This is a genomic window from Geothrix limicola (assembly GCF_030268085.1).
Lineage (GTDB): Bacteria > Acidobacteriota > Holophagae > Holophagales > Holophagaceae > Geothrix > Geothrix limicola.
On record NZ_BSDE01000001.1, the window covers coordinates 759108 to 778582 of the forward strand.

At 66.8% G+C, this 19475-nt stretch carries 14 protein-coding genes and 1 pseudogene; 8 read left to right on the top strand and 7 right to left on the bottom strand.

What is annotated here, in order from left to right:
* Nucleotides 1–17: 17 nt before the first annotated feature.
* Nucleotides 18–3065 carry a sensor histidine kinase gene (locus QSJ34_RS03215; protein WP_285570217.1) on the bottom strand — a complete coding sequence of 1016 codons (3048 nt, stop codon included), beginning with the start codon at nt 3063–3065 and terminating at the stop codon, nt 18–20.
* A 200-nt stretch (nt 3066–3265) separates the two neighbouring features.
* Between QSJ34_RS03215 and QSJ34_RS03220 the strand changes: the two genes are divergently transcribed.
* Nucleotides 3266–4987, top strand: a complete 1722-nt coding sequence (locus QSJ34_RS03220) for a sensor histidine kinase (protein WP_285570220.1) — start codon at nt 3266–3268, stop codon at nt 4985–4987.
* Nucleotides 4988–5010: 23 nt separating this feature from the next.
* On the opposite strand, the gene mtnA is transcribed toward QSJ34_RS03220, so the two are convergent.
* The 3 genes from mtnA to QSJ34_RS03235 form a co-directional block, all read right to left on the bottom strand.
* Entirely contained in the window at nt 5011–6006 is a 996-nt protein-coding gene (gene mtnA / locus QSJ34_RS03225; RefSeq protein ID WP_285570223.1) for an S-methyl-5-thioribose-1-phosphate isomerase, read from the bottom strand.
* Between the two features lie 160 nt (nt 6007–6166).
* Nucleotides 6167–6814 carry a class II aldolase/adducin family protein gene (locus QSJ34_RS03230; RefSeq protein WP_285570226.1) on the bottom strand — a complete coding sequence of 216 codons (648 nt, stop codon included), beginning with the start codon at nt 6812–6814 and terminating at the stop codon, nt 6167–6169.
* Between the two features lie 19 nt (nt 6815–6833).
* A complete protein-coding gene (locus tag QSJ34_RS03235) occupies nt 6834–7400 on the bottom strand; it encodes a tetratricopeptide repeat protein (protein ID WP_285570228.1) in 567 nt (188 codons plus the stop codon).
* Nucleotides 7401–7888: 488 nt separating this feature from the next.
* On the opposite strand from QSJ34_RS03235, the gene QSJ34_RS03240 reads away from it, so the two are divergent.
* On the top strand, nt 7889–8440 hold the full coding sequence (locus tag QSJ34_RS03240) for a TlpA family protein disulfide reductase (protein WP_285570231.1): 552 nt from the start codon (nt 7889–7891) through the stop codon (nt 8438–8440).
* A gap of 17 nt (nt 8441–8457) precedes the next feature.
* Here QSJ34_RS03240 and QSJ34_RS03245 read toward each other — a convergent pair whose 3' ends face one another.
* Together QSJ34_RS03245 and QSJ34_RS03250 are read right to left on the bottom strand one after the other, a co-directional pair.
* Nucleotides 8458–11142, bottom strand: coding sequence for a penicillin acylase family protein (locus QSJ34_RS03245; protein WP_285570234.1), 2685 nt, complete (start codon nt 11140–11142; stop codon nt 8458–8460).
* Nucleotides 11143–11381: 239 nt separating this feature from the next.
* Nucleotides 11382–13430: an SPFH domain-containing protein gene (locus QSJ34_RS03250; RefSeq protein WP_285570237.1), complete on the bottom strand. Its 2049-nt coding sequence runs from the start codon at nt 13428–13430 to the stop codon at nt 11382–11384.
* Nucleotides 13431–13769: 339 nt separating this feature from the next.
* On the opposite strand from QSJ34_RS03250, the gene QSJ34_RS03255 reads away from it, so the two are divergent.
* From QSJ34_RS03255 to buk, 3 genes and pseudogenes are all read left to right on the top strand, one after another.
* Nucleotides 13770–14390 carry a hypothetical protein gene (locus QSJ34_RS03255; protein WP_285570240.1) on the top strand — a complete coding sequence of 207 codons (621 nt, stop codon included), beginning with the start codon at nt 13770–13772 and terminating at the stop codon, nt 14388–14390.
* An 87-nt stretch (nt 14391–14477) separates the two neighbouring features.
* Nucleotides 14478–15506, top strand: a pseudogene (locus tag QSJ34_RS18535) (phosphate acyltransferase); the annotation flags it as partial.
* 36 nt (nt 15507–15542) lie between these two features.
* Nucleotides 15543–16688 carry a butyrate kinase gene (buk, locus tag QSJ34_RS18540; protein ID WP_420798824.1) on the top strand — a complete coding sequence of 382 codons (1146 nt, stop codon included), beginning with the start codon at nt 15543–15545 and terminating at the stop codon, nt 16686–16688.
* Nucleotides 16689–16794: 106 nt separating this feature from the next.
* Here the strand turns inward: buk and QSJ34_RS03265 are convergent, their stop codons facing one another.
* A complete protein-coding gene (locus tag QSJ34_RS03265; protein WP_285570248.1) occupies nt 16795–17697 on the bottom strand; it encodes a bifunctional enoyl-CoA hydratase/phosphate acetyltransferase in 903 nt (300 codons plus the stop codon).
* A gap of 63 nt (nt 17698–17760) precedes the next feature.
* Between QSJ34_RS03265 and QSJ34_RS03270 the strand changes: the two genes are divergently transcribed.
* From QSJ34_RS03270 to QSJ34_RS03280, 3 genes are read left to right on the top strand one after another with little or no spacing between them, the layout of a single operon-like run.
* Nucleotides 17761–18228: a TfoX/Sxy family protein gene (locus tag QSJ34_RS03270; protein ID WP_285570252.1), complete on the top strand. Its 468-nt coding sequence runs from the start codon at nt 17761–17763 to the stop codon at nt 18226–18228.
* Between the two features lie 6 nt (nt 18229–18234).
* A complete protein-coding gene (locus QSJ34_RS03275; RefSeq protein WP_285570255.1) occupies nt 18235–18756 on the top strand; it encodes a GNAT family N-acetyltransferase in 522 nt (173 codons plus the stop codon).
* On the top strand, nt 18753–19460 hold the full coding sequence (locus QSJ34_RS03280) for a 16S rRNA (uracil(1498)-N(3))-methyltransferase (RefSeq protein WP_420798812.1): 708 nt from the start codon (nt 18753–18755) through the stop codon (nt 19458–19460). Before QSJ34_RS03275 ends, QSJ34_RS03280 begins: the two co-directional genes overlap by 4 nt.
* Nucleotides 19461–19475 lie beyond the last annotated feature (15 nt).

Below are 19475 nucleotides of genomic sequence, written 5' to 3' on the forward strand. Positions count from 1 at the left end.
CAACTGGCCCTGATGGCTCAGACCTTCGGCAGGTCCAGCCAGAACGTGGCGCCGTGGCCCTGCACGCTGTCGACGCCGACCACGCCGCCCATGGCCTCGGCCATCCGTTTCACCAGCGAGAGCCCGAGCCCCACGGAGGGCTCGCCGGCCGTGGGCTGGGCGCTGAGGCGGGCATATTCCCCGAACGCGCGGCTCAGATCCTCCGCCGAGAGGCCCGGCCCCTGGTCTTTCACGTAGGCCCGCCAACACGGGCCCGCGTCTTCGAGCCCCAGGGTGATGGTCGTTTCCGCGGGAGAAAACTTGACCGCATTGCCAAGGAAATTGTCGAGGATCTGAGCCACCTGGGCAGGATCCCCCATGACCCAGGCGGTTGGCGCGGGGCCGGAGGACAGGGAGATGTGCTTGCGTTCCGCGGCCGTGCGGGCCCGCTCCAGCGTCCCGGCCAGGGCGGCGGCGAGATCCATCGCGTCGATGCGGGGCGCTTCGGCGTGGCCCACCTCGATGGCATGCACATCCAGCAGGCGCTGGATGAGGTCCATCATCGTGGTGCCGAGGGTGCGGATGGCGCCCAGGGATTTCGCCGCCTCGGGATGCTGCAGATCCTCCTGCAGCAATTCGCCGTGAAGCAGGATGCCCGACAGCGGATTCCTGAGGTCGTGGGCCGCCAGGCCGATGATGCGGTTCTTCGCGTCGTTGAGTTCGTAGAGGCGGCGGTTCACCAGTTCCAGGTCGCGTTCTCTGGCGCGCAGTCCCTCCGTCGCCTGGGCCACGGCGAGGCTCAGTTCCCGGTTGCGCCGTTCCAGCCTCGACAGGCGCCAGCGGATGAGCAGGTGCACGGTTCCCACGAGGAGCAGCGCCCAGAGCGTGTAGGCCGCCGGATGACGGTACCAGGGCGGCAGCACGCGGATCTCCAGGCGCCTGATGGGACCGGGTTGGCCCAGCATCGGCACCACCCGCACCTCGTAGGTGTGACGTCCCGGGGAGATGGTGGGGAACTGCAGCGCCGTGCCGGCCAGGGTGGCCCAGCTTCCCCCGGCCTCCCTGAATTCGAAGTGGGCGCCCTCGCCGCGCACCGGCCCCGGAAATCCCAGCTCCCAGACCACCGATCCCTGTCCATGGCGGATGGACATGAAGGGTTCCGCGGCCTGGCGCACCCAGTCGCCACAGCGGGCTTCGAGCAGGCTGGGCACCGTCAGCGGCGGGATGCCGGACCCCTCTCCGGGGCGGATTTCGGCTAGGCCGAGGATCGTGCCCACCCAGATGCGCTCGGTACCTTCGGGAAGGAGGGCCGCCTGGTCCGTGTCGTCCGCCGGCAGGCCCAGATCGCTGCCGTAGCGGTGCAGTCTGGGTGGATCGCCCGGTTCCAGGCGGACCACGCCCCGATCCGAGTTGATCCAGATATTGCCCCGACCGTCTTTGCGGATGGCGTAGAGGGTGCCGATGTTCCGGAGCTCGGAGGGACTCACGATGCGGCGGGATTTCCAGCCCGTGGCGGTGCGTGCGAGCGCGACCACGGCGGGCGGTGCGAATTGCGCCGCCAGACCTTCCTCCGCGGAGGAGAAACTGAGGTCCACCGGCTGGATGCCGTCGGGCATGGGGACCTCTTCCCAACGCTCAGCCACGCGACAGAAGGTGCGGTGCCCAAACGTGAGCCAGGGGCGACCCAGTTCGTCACCGAGGAAAAAGGCGCTGCTTCCGCTGGGAACCGGCGGGGAAGACTCCCAGGCCCAGTCCCAATGCCCGTCCTTCCAAGTGCCCGCCACCAGCTGGCCGTCCGGATCCAGCGCCCACAGGCGCCTGCCGTGGATCACCGGACCGCGCCGGATCTCCACTCCCTCTTTCCGCAATGGGATTCGCACGGTCTCGGATCGGAGGGTGCGGGGGTCCACCCGCATCAGGTGCCGGCGGCTCCGCGTATAGAGCCAGCCGTCAGGGCCGGCGCTGAGGCCGTTGGCCACCGGTATGCCCTTCACCTCGCGCCAGCCTTCGGCGTTCTGGCGGAAGACGCCAGCCTCCGACGTGATCCACAGCGGACCATTCGGGTCACGGTGAACGCTCCAGACCTCCCTGGGCGGGGGAAAGCCCTCTCCGACGTGGGAGAGCACGAGCCCCAGAGCCGGAATCCTCACGAGATCCGTGCGGGTGATCCAGAGGTTGCCTTCGGCGTCCAGGCAGCGGGCCTCGGCGCCGTACGAACTGAACCCCCGCGGCATGGCGAGCGATGTGATCACCCCGCCCAGGATGCGCAGGGCCTGCTGGTTCTGCAGGATCCAGATGCGGCCGTCCTGAAGGCGAGTCATTCGCGTGCCGTCCACTTGAAGGGCCAGCTCCAGAGGACGCCAGGCGGAGGCGCCGGGCGCCAGATGGTACAGGTGATGTTCCGTGAGCAGGTAGAGGTGTCCATCGCCATCGCAGCGCAGCGGTCCCTGCGGATGCTCCATACCCCCCATGGGAAGGGAGGGCAGGTCGGTCCAGCCCTTAGCGGTTTCGCGCCAGAAGCGCCCGCCACGGTTCGCGATGAGCTGACTGCCCTGCCATGTCAGGCTGGGATCGCCGTCGGCATCCGTGCCGGGAAGCGGGATCGGTGCCGGACGCCCGCCCTCCGGAATGCGCCAGGCCCGACCCGAGGCCACCACCAGCAGGTCCCCGCCGGGCTGGCTGAAGATCCCCTCGCTGCGGCGACGCAGCGTCAGTTCGCGGTCCTTGATGGTTTCATCCACTTGCCAGGCACCCCGGTCCCAGGTGCCGAGTCCGCCCGTGGACAACAGCCAGATGCGGCCGTGTCGGTCCTCCGCGACGTCGGAGTCGGACCTCCCCTGGAGCGGACCCGGCAGATCGACCTTCAGGAACCGGAGGCCATCCCCGAGGTAGAGGCCTCCGATGTCCGAAGCCACCCAGAGCCGACCCTGGCTGTCCGCCAGGACCGCCCGCGGATAGGCCCCGGTGAAACCCGCACGCTGGCCGATGATCTGGGCCGTGGGCAGCCCGGGAGGCGCCCCGCTTCGCAGAACACCAGCCCAGGTCGCGCCCAAGATCAAGACGAGACAGGCCGCACGGGGAATCATCACGCTCCCGTTGGTGGATGAGAGCCAGGTTGTATCTCTATCGGCGCATCGAGGGTGGGCATGAAAGTTCATCCGCCGATTTCTCGGTGAGGCTGATCTTTACCACGGCCTGGAGCCGACTTGGGTCCACGGGCCCTGGCGGCCGCCCGGAAAGTGCAGCCCTTGGGGATGCCAGCCGAATAGACATACAGGAGGGTCACATGCCCCTCTCCCCATCCAACCAGGCTGGCCGCCCCTTCCCTGCATTCCTGTGGGGAGTCTGGGGCCTGTTCGGCTGCAACCTTGTGCTCCCGTGGGTGTTGCCTGGCATGGAGGGCCTCAAAACCTGGTTCGGAACCTGCACCCTGGCCGCGCTCCTGCTGGCCTTCGGCGCGGCCTTCCGCCTCTGGAAGTCGGGGGAGGCGCCGAAGCTGACCTGGATGTTCTGGACCCTTCAGCTCGGGTTCCTCCTGTTGGTTCGTGCGCTCTTTGCGATTCTCCCTGGTTGGAAGGCTTCATTGCCCAGGCTGCCCTGGGGCCAGCCGCACCACCTGATCTCCTACGCCCTGGAAATCGCGGCGCTCCTCACCTGGGGCGCGCCGCGCAGGGGCCAGGTCCAGCACCTGTGGATGGTGCTGGAGGATCTCCTCTTCGCCGCGGGGGGATTCTTTCTCGTCTGGAATCTCGGGCTTCGGGACTTCGTCGCCGCACGATCGCTGCCGGGTCCGGAGCTGAAGCTGCTGGTGGCGCTCTTCCTGGTCACCACGCTGACGTTTGGTCTGTGGGCGAGCCTCTACCTGCGTCCGCTGCCGGGAGACCGGCGGAGATTGGGATGGATCGGTCTCGGGCTGCTGTATTCCCTGGTGCGGAATGCGGCGCTTTCTGCGGCACATCAGCACGGATGGGCGCGTTTGATCCTGGAGGTGGAGGCCCTGGACGCCTTCACCTGGTTGTGCTGGGCCCAGGCCTTCCTCACGCCCCGCACCGCGGACCATGCCGAGACCGCGGAGCCATCGTGGATCAAAAGCCTGTTCCCCTACCTTCCCGCCGTGTGTTCCCTGGTGCTGGTCTGCATCCTGCTCGCCTTCGCTCCCCAGCGCCTGGACTGGGAAGTGGTGGTCCTGCTCATCCCCATGATGGTGCTGCTGCTCTGGCGGCAGGGGCTGGTCATGCGGGAGACCCAGCTCCTCGCCAAGTCCCTGGAGGCGCAGGTCGCCCAGCGCACCCGCTCCCTCGAAGAGGCCCAGGCGCTGCTGTTGCAGACCGAGCGGATGAACACCGTGGCCAGCATCGGCGCGGGGCTGGCCCACGACCTCAACAACTTCATCGGCGTGTCCAGGATGTATTCGGACCTGCTGGAGCTGGACCTGACGAGCGGAAAGACGCCAGCCCTGAAGGACGTGCAACGCCTCAAGGAGAGCGCCGTGAGGGCTGGAGAGCTCACGGCCCAGCTCATGGATTTCGCGCGTCAGCAGGATCTGCCGGCGCAGGCCTTCGACCTCGGCGGCCACCTGGAACTGCGGCGGAGCCTCCTGCAGGCCGTGGTCCGTCCCCCCGTTCAGTTGATGCTCGAACAGAGCCCCGATCAACTGCCGGTGCTGATGGATCCTTCCAAGGTCGATCAGATCCTGGCGAACCTGCTTTCCAATTCCCGGGATGCGATGCCGCGCGGCGGCCGCATCTGGGTCCGCTCCCGCCAGGACGGAGGACAGGCTCTTCTGGAAGTCGAGGACGAAGGCGTGGGCATCCCGGAATCCGTGCGCCGGCGCATCTTCGACCCCTTCTTCACGACCAAGCCGCCCGGCCGGGGCACCGGTCTTGGGCTTGCTTCGGTCAAGGCGCTGGTCGCGCAAGCCTCCGGTTCGGTGGATGTGGAAAGCGAGGAAGGACGGGGCACCATCTTCCGTCTGCGCTTTCCGATGCGGGAACTCGCGGGAGCCTGATGGGGTCGCGGGCAGACTGGTGCCTAGAGGCACACCTGCCTGAGCACGCCTGAGCGAAGCTCCGCGGCGCTGTAGACGCCCCGATCCAGCACGAGGCTGGTGACGAGGTCGACAGGCGTGACGTCGAAGCTGGGGTTCCAGGTCGGCATGCCTTCCGGCGCCCAGCGCAGCGCGCCATAGCCGCGTACTTCGGCGGGATCGCGCTCCTCGATGGGGATGGCCGCGCCGTTGGGGCAGGCCAGATCCACGGTGGAGAAGGGCGCCACGGGATGGAAGGGCACGCCGTGGAAACGGGCCTGCACGGCCACGCCGTACGTGCCCACCTTGTTGGCGAAGTCGCCGTTGGCGGCCACGCGGTCCGAGCCCAGCAGCACCCGCTGGATCCGGCCGTCGCGCATGAGCAGCGCCGCCATGCTGTCGGTGACGAGGGTGGATGGGATGCCGAGCTTCTTCAGCTCCCAGGCCGTGAGACGTCCGCCCTGCAGCAGCGGGCGCGTTTCGTCGGCGTAGACATGGATGCGCTTGCCCTGTTCAAAGGCACGGCGAATGACGCCCAGGGCCGTGCCGATGCCCGCGGTGGCCAGCCCGCCCGTGTTGCAGTGGGTGAGCAGGCCTTCGCCGTCCTGGATGAGGGCCGATCCATGCTGCGCCATGCCTTCGCAAAGGCGCACATCCTCTTCGAACATGGCCTGGGCCTCGGCCACGGGATCGCCCGCGCCCTTCATGCGGTCCATGGCCCACATGAGGTTCACGGCCGTCGGCCGCGCCGCGCGCAGGGCCGCACAGGCGGTGGCGTACTCGGTGGCGCTCGCGCCGCGCCGGGCGAAGGTGGCCAGGCAGGCCGCCGCCGCCACGCCGATGAGCGGCGCACCCCGTACCGCCAGGCGCTTGATGAGGGCGATCATGGCTTCGGGTTCGCTGCCGTCCAACCACACCTCCGCATCCGGAAGCTGCGTCTGATCCAGCACCCAGAGCGTGCGGCCGTCGTGTTTCAATCCGAGGGATTCAAAGGGATTCATGGGCGTCCTTCACCTTCTGGCCACATCATCGATTGCTTCTGGGTCAGTCGTTTGGAAGGAACCTTCTGTTTGTTCACCGCTGAGAACGCGAAGAACGCGGAGGAATCCTTTTCATGTCTAGGCGCTGGCTGCGGTTGGCGTTTTGCGCTTGGATGGCGGGTCAAATGATCCTCGGTCCGATTTTGGCGCGCAGGGCCCGGAGTTCTTTGAGTTCGGCCACTGAGAGCGGTTTGGCGCCGCCGAGGGCTTCGGCCTTCCACAGGATGTCGGCGACCTGCTCCAGGCGCTCCATGCCACCGGCGGCCTCGTTCATGTGCTCGCCCCAGCAGAGGCCGCCGTGGCGGGCCAGGATCAGGAGGCGGTGGGCGGGGAGAAAGGGTAGCAGGTTCGTGCCCATCGCCTCGGTACCGGGAATGGCCATGGGCACGATGGGGATGCGCCCCGCGGCGAGGATCACTTCCGGCAGGCCGTCTGAGGGCAGCTCCTCCAACTCGGGCCTCGCGAGCGACCACGCGATGGCCGTGGGCGGATGGGCATGGACGATGGCCTTCGCCTCGGGCACGGTCTGGTAGATGGCGAGGTGCATGGCACGCTCGCTGCTGGGGCGCCCCGAGATGATGGTGCCATCCAGTTCCAGATGGGCCAGATCCTCCAGCTGTACCTTCGCCTTGGGCACACCGCTGGGCGTCATGGCGATGAGGCCGTTGGGCAGGCGCACCGACAGGTTGCCATCCGAGGCCGCCAGCAGCCCTCCCGCGTGCAGGCGGCGGCAGGCATCGAGCAGATCGTAGAGGAGGGCGTCGGACATGGAACCAGTGTAGGTCCGGCTAATGCTTTTTCGCGGCCTTGGATGTTCTGGGTGCAGGTGTGGGGGCCGGGGGCAGGGCCGCGTACCGCTCCGCCTGTTTGAGGTTCTCGGCGATCAGCTGGTTGTCCGGCTGCAGGTCGAGCGCGGCCCGAAAGTCATCCCGGCTTTCCTTGTAATGCTTCAGCTCGAAGTGCGCACGGCCCCGGTTGAAATAGCCTTCCAGCAGCTTGGGGTTGAGCGCCAGAGCCTTGTCGAAGGCGGCGCAGGCTTCGGCCCAGGCCTTCCGCTCGTTGAGGCAATGGCCCAGGTTGTTCCAGGCGTAGACATTGGCAGGGGCTTTTTCCACGGCTTCGCGAAGCACAGGCTCGGCTTCCGCGAGACGGTACAGCTGGACCAGGGCCTCTCCCTTCCAGGCGAGGGCATTGGCATCCCGGGGATACCTCTGCTGAAGTTCCTCTGCGAAGGCCAGCAGATGGGACCAGTCTTCGGCCAAGCGGGCTTCGTTGCAGGCATCCACAAAACGGACCGCATCGCCCAGGCGGGCCATTTCGGCGAGGCACTGGGCGGCCTCCGCGTGGCGGCCCAACTTGGAAAGAGCCTGGGCTCGTAGAACGCGATGGATTCCCAGTTTTGGGCCAGTCTTCGCTTCCAGCTGGGGCTGCAGAGCTTCACAAACCTCTAGGAGGCGATCCCAGCGCTGGCTCTTGTTTAGGCACTCGAGCCATAGGAGGTAGTGGGTGCCACGGGTGGCGGGCGGTAACCTCTCAAACCAGTCCGCAAGACCGGACCAATCCTTGGCCTCGACCAGGGCATCGCCCCCCGGTGGAAGGTGGCCGATGGGGACCTGGTTCAGAACCTGCGGGGGTGGGGTCTGCAATAGAAGGAAGGCGATGGAGGCGGATCCGAACAGAGGAAGAATCAAGGCAGGCATCCTCGTGAGACTGACGTGGAACTGCGTCGGGTGAGATGAGGGTGGAAAAAACAAGCCTAACATTTCAGCCCGTCGAACCTACTCCGAAATGAACCCCAGACCGGGTCCAAGCCCCGTTAACCTGGGACATTCACGGAGCACCCATGATTTCCAAACGTGCCTGGACCCTCAGCCTGTTGATCCCCGGTTTGGCTGTCTGCGCCGAAAACCCGCACGTGGCCGCGCTGGCGAAGGAGGGACATTGGCTGGAAAAGGGCTGGGCGGCCCACGGGCCCATGCTCGGCAAACCTGCGCCGGGACTGGAATTGACGGGATGGCTGAACGGCGAGGTGAAAGCCTCGGCCATGCAGGGCAAGATCGTCGTCGTGGATTTCTGGGCCACCTGGTGCGGCCCCTGCCGCGCCTCCATTCCCCATAACAATGCGCTGGTGAAGCGCTACGCGGACCGGGGCGTGTTGCTCATCGGTGCCTGTGGCAGCGGCCGGGGCGAGGAAAAGATGGAAGAGGTCGCCAAGGCCACGGGTCTGGCCTACCCCACGGCGCGGGTCGCCAAGGCCAGCACCTCGGCCTGGAATGTGCAGTGGTGGCCTACCTACGCCGTCATCGATCGCAACGGCACCCTGCGCGCCATCGGGCTCCAGCCGGACTATGTGGACAAGGTGGTCGAAGCGTTGTTGGTCGAACAGCCGAAGTAGGACGGGGTCGACCGCCTTCATTTGGTCATCAGATCCTTCAAGAGGGTCTCATCGGTGATCCTTCCCACGGGGTAGACCTTCACCCGTTGATCCCAGTAGGGGGACTTGGCATAGAACCAGTTGAGGATGGCCTCGGGATTGGCCGCAAAGGCCTTGTCTTCGGACTTCCTCTGCTCGAATTCGGCCTTGAGGGCTGGAGATTGCTTCAGCAGCTCTCTCGCCATGCCCTCCATCACGTAGCTCTCGGCGTATTCCTGCTGTTTGAGGGCGGAATTAAGCTGGCGGGGCGTTAGCACCAACGTGTGTTGGGTGGGCCCCGGCAGGAATGTTGTGGGTTTGCCCTGCTCCCATGCTTCGTGTCCATCGCGGTAATGCGGCGAGAGGGGGTTGCCGCATTGCCCGCAGGGCATGTGCAGGGTTCCATCGGCCTCGTGGCCCGGCGAAACGACCATCCTCAAGGAGGCGCCCATCGCAGGCCACTGGACGCGCGGCATGTCGTTGTCCCCCGGCAACGGGTGATGGTCCATGTCGAGGAACCAGCCCACCATCGGAATGGCACGGCTCAGGGGATGGCGGATCTGGGTGAGGTTCCGGCTACCCAGCGTGGCCTGGGCAAGGCTGCGGCTGTCCTTGAGAAAGTAGTCGATGGCCCGGTCGACGGCGGCAAGCATGGCCTCGTTCCAGCTCGCGTAATTTGCGTCCAGCAGGTGGGCCGGCTGCTCCGTCGCCAACCGCCAAAGGAATCCTTCATCCTGGGGAAGAATGGGATCGAAGGTCGGGTCGGCCTGCTTGCATGGCGCGAGGAGGGATTCGATCACCAGCTCTTCGAAGAATACGTGGAAGCCGCGTGCCATCCGGTAGCCCGCCGAATCGATGGAGGCGTGGCCCGTCCAGTTGGTTTCCAGCAACTTTCGGAACTCCGCGCGCTGGGGCTTACCCTTCAACGACTCGGCCGTCAGGATCTTCAAGGCCAGGTCCCGCCATCGCTGGAGGAAGAGGGAACGGTCGTCCAGCTGGATGGCCAGCAGATCCCGCTCGTCGAGGCGTGCTTTCTGGAAGAGGTCATCCCGGATCTGGCGCGCGCGGGCGCCCAGCACATAGCCGCCGTCGCCGAGTTTGCGCAGCATCTCGCCGCTGGCGGGACGCGCATTGGCCGTCCACAGCCGTCCGGCCGGCGGATCCAGGAGGGTGGGGATTTCCGGGGAGCTGAGCCATCCATCCCAGCCGCGGGAGCCGTCGGCCCAGCTCACGGGAACGCGGCCGTCGAAGCCCTTGCGGCGGGGGATTCGGCCCATGATGGTCCAGCCGATGCGCCCCGCCGCATCGGCGATCACGCAGTTCTGGGGTGGGATGCCCGAGGCGTGGGCAGCTTCGATGGCGGCTTCGAGCGTCTCCGCCCGCGACATGCCCAGCAGGTTCATGTTGGTGGCTTTGGGCCGATGCGCGGTCCATGAGAAGGCCCTCAGGCGTCCCTTGTGATCGGTGCCCATGACGGGCCCCCAGATCGTCGACTGGATCTTCAGGAGCACGTCCGCCGCGCCCTTGACCCTGATCCGCTCCTCCGTGGTCTCGATTCTGCGGGGCCCATCGGGTGTTCGGTAGGTGCCGGGCTGGGCCGGGTCGGTTTCAAGGAGGACGATGTCGCTGTAGTCGCCGTAGCTGTTGGTGAAGCCCCAGGCGACTTTGCCGTTGCTGCCGATCACCACGAAGGGCGCTCCTGGAAGGGTGGCGCCGGTGACCGAGCGGGCCTGGCCATCGGGATCCTGCCAACGCAGCGAGGCCCGGTACCAGGTGTTCGGCACGCCGATGTTGAGGTGGGGATCGTTGGCGAGAATGGCCCTGCCATCGGCCGTGGCCATCGCGGCCACCGCCCAGTTGTTGCTGCCCAGGGCCACATCGGAAGCGCCCTTGAACCAGCCGGACACCTTGGTCGGAGGGGCCTTCCGAAGGTCCATGACATCGGGGCCGGGCAGGGGCGGGTCAGGGAACATGCCGCCGTCGAGGGGTGCGTCCCACGCGGTCCCAGGAGGGGCGATGGCCTCGAACAGCTCGCGGGGGAGGAGGTCCTGCATGAGGCCGAGGTTGGATTCCCTGCTGCCGCTCCGATTGCTCAGGTCGCTGTACATGGAATACATCACGAGGAAGGTGTCCTCGGGCAGCCAGGGGCTTGGATCCACCCTCAGCGCCGCGTATTCGAAGGGTTTGGCCCGCAACGATGACAGGCCTTCGTTCACGCCTTTGGCATAGGCTTCCAGGGCGGCGCGAATCTCCGGAGTGGCGGCCGCGGTCACCTCTTTGGCGCGGAGCCGGAACTGATGGAGGCGGCTCTCCCGGTCGGCCTTGACGAGGGCCGGGCCGATCAGCTCCGCGAGTTCTCCGGCGGAGTTCCGGCGGAGGAGGTCCATCTGGAAGAAGCGGTCCTGCCCATGGGCGAAGCCCAGGCCGAAGGAGACCTCCGCAAGGTTCCGGCCGCTGATGGTGGGAATGCCGAGGCCGTCGCGGGCGATGGTGACCGGCGCCGCGAGTGTGGCCACGGTGATGGTGCCATCGAGCCTGGGCAGGCTGGCGCGCATGCGCGCGTAGAACCAGGCGGACAGGGCCGCCACGAGCACCAGGACGAGGCCGGCGGCCCCGGCAATGGTGCGGAAGAGCCATCGCGCCCAGCGGCGCGAGGGATGGGTCTGGTTTGGGTTGGTCTGCATGCTCGGCCTCATGTGGAATGGCCCGCGCGGAATCTCGCAACGGCCATCAACAGCCACCCGAAGCAAATCCGCAAGGGAGGCGGATCCGCGTCGGTGGGTCAGAAAGGAAGGCTTTGGATTTCTTGCTTCGGGATACTCTCGTCTCACCATGGGGTCAAGAGAACAAGGCCGATCCGGTGGATGGCTCAAAAAAAAACGGGGCGACCGTGGTCGCCCCGCCCATCGAAAACGGGAATCGCCTAACTCAGTCCACCCTTGCTCATGTCTTTGCGAAGGGCCGCCTTGAAGGCTTCCGCCTCCGGGTTCGCCGCGGTCGCCGTCGTCACGCCCGCCAGCTGTCCGGCCTTCTCGCTGAGCAGCAGGCCCAGCAGGCTTTCGATGAGGCTGCCGCCGCCCTTGTCGCCACCGCCCATGTGGATCTTGGGGACCACATCCACCTGGGACTTTTCGATGGCTTCGGCGAAGCGGCTCATGACCTGCTGCACCAGCTGGAACTGCGGGCCGCCGTAGGCACGGACCTGCTCCTCGATGGCCATGGCCTGGGCGATGCCCACGCGCGCGGCCTGCTCGGCCTGGGCCTCGGCCATGACCTTGATGCGCTTGGCCTCGCCTTCGCCCATGAGGCGCACCTTCTCGGCCTCGGCGCCCGCGAGGGTCTGGATCTGTGCGGCCTGCTGCTGGGCCTTGGCGTAGTCGGCCTTGCCCTGGTTGCTCTGCACCTCGATGCCGATGGCGGATTCCGTGAGCAGGGTCTGCTGCTTGGCGCGGGCTTCGGCTTCGCGGAGTTCGCGTTCCTTCACCGCGGCGCTCTGCTGGCGACCGTAGGTCTCCACCTGCTCATCGGCGATCTGGCGGCTGCGCAGCTGCACGAGGATCTGCTCGATCTGCCCGCCGGGCGCGCCGCTGGTGGGCGTGCCGATGAGCACTTCCTGAAGTTCGAGGTTGTACTGGGCGAACTTCTCCTTCATTTGCACGCCGCTCTGCTCCTGGATGGCGCTGCGGTCCTGGATGAGCTGGATGAGGGTGCGGGTCTGGCCGATGTTCTTGAAGTAGGCGCTGACCATGGGATCCAGCGTCTGTTCCACGAGCTTCTTGATATCGCCGAAGCGCTGGATGACGAGGGGCGCCTTGCGGTAGTCGATGTGGACCACCACAGATAGCGGCAGGCTGGGCTCGAAGGCATCCTTGGTGATGAGGCTCACTTCGGTCAGGTTCTCGTCGAACTTGTGGCTTCCCACCTCGCCCTTCGTCCACTTGAGGATGAAGTTCGTCGTCGGCACCATGAGCACCTTGCCGGCGTAGGTGTTGAAGGCGTACTTGCCGGGCAGCAGGGGGTCGCTCCACACGCCGCGGTTGCCCTTGGCCACCAGCTCGCCATGGCGGTATTCCTGGCCGCTGATGTCGGCGCCGATCTCGCCGGTGTAGCTCACCACCACGCCCACCGTGCCCACTTCCACGACGGTCTTGGGAATCATCTCCACCGTCGCGAAGAGGCGGTTGATGTAGTAGGTGCCCTCCACCAGCACCTGGTGTTGGCGTCCGCGCTGGCCCCCCGCCAAGAGGAACTTGTCCGCGTCCTGGAAGTTGTTGTGGTACGTCGAGGGCTTCTCCGGATCCTCCCCGACGGTCGGGGCGATGATCTCGCCGCTGCCAAGGCTGGGACCATCCTGGACGGTGACGATGCCCACGGCGTCGTCCGCGCCGCGGATGATGACCGGCCGCCAGCCTGCGCGCTCGGCGATGATGGCGCTCATCTTCTGGAAGGTCTCCAGCTCGCTGCGGTCGAGGGGCAGGTAGTAGAGCTGGTCTTCGGTGAGCACGACGAACTGGGCGAGGTTGATGGCATACATGCCTTCGCGCAGGATCTGGCGCTGCGGACCTTTCTGGCCGCCGCTCTGAAGGAAGGCCACCACATCCTGGAAGTCCGCGCCGTGGGCGTTGCTGGCGAGCGCCTGGGTGGGCGGTAGGTCCTTGCCGTCACGGGCGAAGACGTAGCCGATCTTGCCCTGGGGAATGGTCACGAGAGGCATCTTGTGGATGCGGTACTGGAAGGGCGTGAGCAGATGCCAGCCGCCGCGGAGGAGCTGGGGCTGGAAGCCGGCCTCGCCGTTCAACGCGATGAGCCCCGTCTTCACCGAGCCCTTGCCGCTGATGAGCTTCTCAACGATGCCCACGCGGTTGTTGGGGATGTAGCGGATCCACTTGCTGAGCAGCAGCAGCGCGAAGGCGATGCCGAGAAGGGCCAGAAGGGTCAGGCCCGGGTTGGCAGAAAGCCAGGAGAAGTCCATGAAGGCTCCAGGGGACGGGTTTCGGGAAGTGTACCGGACCAGGGCGCCGTCCCGCCTGGGCTCCGGGGTTCTTCCGTGGTCTGGCGCCCCGGCTCGACTGGGAGCGGGCGACTGGGATCCAACGGGGAAAGAACCATACGAAGGCGTAGAACATAGGCTGGTTCTGGCTTCGCGCCGTGATGGACGTCACCAAATCCAACCAAAAACCATCGGTTGTTGAAAAACGTCGTTTTCAGATTTTCCAAAACAACCAGCACCTTTCAATCAACCCGTTGGGTGCATTCTTCCCGAATTCCCGCGGCGCGCGTGAATTTTGTGGGCGGCGGTTATGCTTGCGCGATGGATGAATGGCGGGAATGGATCCGAGATCGCAGCAGCCTGTTGATCATGCTGGCGCTGACCTTCCTGGGCGGCGCCTGGTGGTGGCACGGGCGTGCGGTGACCCATCCCGCGGGCGTGCTCGTGGCGGCTGAGCCCATCCAGACCGAACCGGACCCGGCGGAACCATGGACGTTCAAACAACACCGGATCACTCCGCTCGCCCATTTTGAAATCCGGGCGCGGGTGCTGAGCACGGAGCGCTACCGCTTCGACCGGGCCTCGGAACTCTCGCCGGTGGATTTCGCCCTGGGCTGGGGGCCCATGTCGGATTCGCGCGTGCTGGAAGCCTTCTCCATCCATCAGCGCGACCGCTGGTACTTCTGGTCCACGGAGGTGCCGGTCATCCCGTCCGTGATCATCTCCCACAGCGCGAACATGCACCTGATCCCCGCCACCGATTCCGTGGCCCGGCGCCTCCTTTCGGTCAAGACGGGACAGCTCGTGGAGCTGCGAGGACAGCTGGTGCGGGTGGATGGGCCGGATGGCTGGCACTGGGTCAGCAGCCTGTCCCGGACGGATACCGGAGATGGCTCCTGCGAGGTGATCTGGGTGGAATCCGCGCGGGCCGCAGACCGCTGACATCACATGTGATCCGGGGCCGGGAAACAGAGGAATTCCCCCTGCTAGACTCGGCCCACGAAGGTCCTCCGTGGCCTTGGAGCCCCCATGTTTGACATCGAAGCCTCCCTCGACAGCCGACTGTTGGCCGTGCCCCGGAACCGCCCGACGGTGGTGTTTCCCGAGGCCCTGGATGCCCGCACCCTCGAAGCGGCCTGCTTCCTCGGCCGCTTCATCCGCCCCGTCTTCCTCGCGTCGGAAGGCGATGTGCGCGCCCTGGCGACCCGCGACCTGGGACACCTCGGCGAAGACCGCGTGGCCTACACCCTCTCCGAAAGTGCGTACGTGCATCCGGCCTCGCGCCCGGACCTGATCGAGACCTTCGCCGCCGCCAGCGTAGCCTGGCATCAGGAGCAGGGGCGACCCCTGAGCCTGGACGAGGCGCGGGCGCAGGTTTCCGAACCGGGCCTCTTCGGCATCTGGGCCGTGAAACTGGGACATGCCGACATGGTGGTGGGCGGCGCCATCCACGAGCCCAAGGCCTTCTTCCGGCCCATGGTCGATCTTCTCGTGCAGCGCAGCGTGGCCTGCGAGGCGGGCATCTTCGTGCTGCCGGACGAACATCCCGAGGAGGTCTACCCGCACAACATCGTCGTGTTCGGCGACGTGGGCGTGAACGCCACCATGACGCCGCGGATCCTGGCGGAAGTGGCCGTGGGAACCTGCGCCGTGGCTCGCGACCTCATCCCCGAGGACGTGCTGCCCGAGATCCGCTGCGCCATGGTGTCCTACTCCAACCGGGGCAGCGACGAGGGCCCTTCGCCCGAGCTGGTGAGGCAGGCCGCCGACCTGGTGCCTGAGATCCTCGCCGAGCGCGTGAAGCACGCGGCGCGCTACGGGACCATCCACATCCGCGGCGAAGTGAAGGTCAGCGTCGCGCTGTCGCGCCGCTCCGCCGGGCTCTACCACGCCGACGGCCTGCCCTGGGAGGGCGGGCCCAACGTGATCGTGTGCCCCAACCTGGACATGGGCAACCTGCTCTACCACCTCTACGCCACGCGGTTCCCGGATGCGCGCAAGTTCCCCGTGATGTTCGGCCTCTGGTTCCAGGGCGTGGACCTGGCCATGGACTGCACGCCCGAGGACATCCGCCTGGCCGTGAAGGCCTCCGTCATGCGCCTGCACCACTATGGCGAATGGAAGCGCACGCCCAAGGACACCTTCTTCCGCCGCCATCGGGTGCTGGTGCTGAATCCCGGATCGACCTCGACCAAGACCTCCGTCTTCGAAGGGGACGAGGAACGCTGCACCGAGGAGATCCAGCATCCCGCCGAGGCGCTCAAGGGGTTCGAGGGCCGGCCCATCACCGAGCAGTTCAATTTCCGCAAGGAGGCCGTGCTGCGCTTCCTGGCGGACCAGGGGCTCGGCCTCAAGGACATCGACGCGGTGGCCGGACGCGGCGGTCTCCTGCGGCCCATTCCGCACGGCACCTGGAATGTCGGCGAATCCATGCTGGAGGATCTGAAGGCCGGCAAGCGCGGTGAGCACGCGTCGAACCTGGGCGCCCTCATCGCCGCCGAGCTGGTGGCAGGATCCGGCAAGCCCGCCTTCATCGTGGATCCGGTGGTGGTGGACGAGGCGGATCCCAAGGTGAAGATCACGGGCCTGAAGGAACTGCCCCGCCGAGTCATCAGCCATGCCCTCAACCAGATCGCCACGGCCCGCCGCTACGCCGAGGAGCACGAGACCTTCTACGAGCGCATCAACGTCATCGTGGCCCACATGGGTGGCGGCATCACCGTCGGCGCGCACCGCAAGGGCCGTTACATCGACGTGAACAACGGGCTGGACGGGGAGGGGCCCTTCTCGCCCCAGCGCACGGGCAGCCTGCCTCCGGGCCAGCTCATCGACCTCTGCTTCTCCGGCAAGTACACGAAGGCCGAACTGAAGCTGCTGAACAAGGGACGCGGCGGCCTCATCGACCTGCTGGGCACTGCCGACATGCGCGAAGTGGAGCGCCGCGTGGAGGCCGGCGACGCCGAGGCCGCCCTCGTCTACGAAGCCATGACCTACCAGATCGCCAAGGGCATCACCGCCCTCGTGCCCGCCTTCGAGGGCGAAGCCATCGACGCCATCCTGCTGACGGGCGGCATGGCGCGATCGGCCAAGCTGGTGGGCGAGCTGGGCCGTCTCACGGTGGCCCTGGGCTGCGGCGTGAAGGTCTACCCCGGCGAGAACGAGATGGCCGCCCTCGCCAAGGGCGCCCTGCGCGTGCTTTCCGGTCGCGAAGTCGCCAAGGACTACTCGGCCGCGAACTGAGGGGGCCGACCCACACGAGCGGTTGATTCACCGCAGAGAACGCCGAGAGCGCGGAGAAAGAAGGAGATTCCCTCTACGTTCTCCGCGTTCTCTGCGGTGAGCTTATTTAGGCCAGCAACGCCGCCAGCGCGATGGAGCTGAGCTTGGTCTTGGCGCTGTCACCGCGGCTGCTGAGGACGCAGGGGACGCGGGCACCCATGACGAGGGCGGCGATCTCGGCGCCGCCGAGCTTGGTGCCGGCCTTGTAGAACACGTTGCCCGCTTCGATGTTGGGGAAGAGCAGGCAGTCGGCGTCTCCGGCCACGGGGCCGCCCAGGCCCTTGATCTTCGCCGATTCGGGATCGAGGGCGCCGTCCAGGGCCAGGGGCCCGTCCACGAGGGCACCCTTGATCTGGCCCCGGTCGGCCATCTTCGAGAGCATGGCGGCATCCGCGCTGGAGCTCATCTTGGGCATCACCTGCTCGGAGGCCGCCAGCACTGCGACCTTGGGCTGATCGATGCCGAGCGCCTTTGCGGTCTTCACGAGGTAGTTCAGGATGGCCACCTTTTCCTTGAACTCGGGTTCGGGGATGACGGCCACGTCGCCCGCGATGAGCAGCTTCGGATGCCCAGGATGTTCCATGACCGTCACGTGGCTGAGGATGGCGCCGGGATCCAGCAGGCCCTGCTCCTTGTTCAGGATGGCGCGCATGTACTTGTCGGTGCTGAGCAGGCCCTTCATCAGCAGGTCCGCCTCGCCCGCGCGCACCATGCCGACGGCCTTGGTGGCGGCCTCGGTGTCCGTGGCGGCGTGGATCATGCGGAAGCGCTCCTTGGGCAGGTGGTGCTCCTCGCAGACCTTCGTCATGACCGGCTCGTCGCCCACGAGGATGGCCTCCACCAGACCCGCTTCCACGGCGGCGTTCACGGCCTCCATGGAATGGGCGTCGTTGGCCCAGGCCACCACCAGGCGCTTGCGGGGGCGGTCCTTCACGGCGCGGAGAAGCTCGTCGAGGCTGTTGATGCGCATGGCGGATCCTGTCGAAAGCCGCCGGTACTCCGGCGCGTCCGGGAGGAGAGTAGCATTGTCGCCATGGCCGTCTCAGTGAGCTTCCGCACATACCTCCTCGAACAATTGGGGCAGATCCGCCCCGTGACCACGCGACCGATGTTTGGCGGTATGACCTTCTTCTTCGAAGGGCGCGCCTTCGCCCTGGTGGCGGAGGACACGCTCTACTTCAAGGTGGACGACACGAACCGCCCCGACTTCGAGGCGGCGGGCATGGGGCCCTTCCTGCCCTTCGGCGATCCCGACAAGCCCATGCAGTACTACCAGCTGCCCGAGGAGGTGCTGGAAGACACCGACGAGCTGGCGGTCTGGATGTCCAAGGCCATCGCCGTCGCGGCGCGGGCGAAAGCGAAGAACCGGGCCAAGGCCAGTCCCGTAAAGGCGGCCAGCCCCGCGAAAGCAACCAGCCCTTCGAAAGCGGCCAGCGTCGCCGGAAAGAAGACCTCTTCGAAACCCAAATCCTCGGCCAAGCCGGCTGCCAAGCGGAAGTAGGCCGCCATGGCTTCTGTCCTGCTCCGCCCGGCCGGCCCCGCCGACGCCGCGACCCTGGCCGATCTGGGGGCGCGCACCTTCCGCGAGACCTTCGAACAGATCTGTTCGCCGGAGGACATGGAGGCCTTCCTGGCGTCCACCTATGGGGAGGCCGTCCAGCGGGCCGAGCTATTGGATCCCTCGCGGCCCGCGCTGGTCCTCGAAGTGGACGGCGTCCCCATCGGCTTCGCACAGCTTCGTCTGGGCCACCGGGAACCCTGCATCACCAGCCAGCGCCCCGTCGAATTGCAGCGCATCTACGTGCTGCGGGCCGGCCATGGCGGCGGGCACGGCGCGGCCCTGATGCGACGCTCTCTGGAACTGGCCCGCGAATGGGGTGCGGACCTGATCTGGCTGGGGGTCTGGGAGCACAACAACCGGGCCCTGGCCTTCTACGCCCGCAGCGGGTTCCGGGAAGTGGGCGAGCACATCTTCCAGATCGGCGATCAGGCGGATCGGGATCTGATCCTCGCTAAGGATCTGTCTTGAATCTGGTGCTTCTCTTCCCGGAAGATCTTCTGGCTCCGGACCGCGCCCGCCTGGCGGGACGCCGCCTTCAGCATGTGCGCGAGGTGCACCGCGCCGCGCTCGGCCAGGAGCTGGCGGTAGGATTGCTGGACGGAAACATGGGGCGGGGCAGGGTGCTTCGACTTGATGAGGAAGCGCTCGAACTGGAACTGGCGCTCGCTCAGGCGCCGCCGCCGAAGCTGCCGCTGACGCTCGTCATCGCTGTGCCGCGCCCCAAGGTGCTGAACCGCGTCGTGGCGGCAGCGGCCAGCCTCGGAGCCGCCCGCATCGTGCTGCTGAACGCCTGGAAGGTGGAGAAAGCCTACTGGGCCAGCCCGAAGATGAAGCCCGAGAACCTGCGGCAGCAGATGATCCTGGGCCTGGAGCAGGCGAAGGACACGGTGCTTCCGGAGCTGCGCCTGGCGCGACTCTTCCGGCCCTTCGTGGAGGATGAGCTGCCGGGCCTCCTGGAAGGCGGCCTCGGCCTGATGGCCCATCCGGGATCTGGAACACCCGCGCCGCCGATCGGTGCGACCCCTGTAACTCTGGCCATCGGCCCCGAAGGCGGCTGGATCGAAGCCGAGGTGCAGAGCCTGCTGAAGGCGGGCCTGCAGCCGCTGGACCTCGGCCCCCGCATCCTGCGCACCGAGACCGCGCTGGCGGCGCTGGTGGGGAAGCTTTTCTAGGTCGCGGCTCCCACC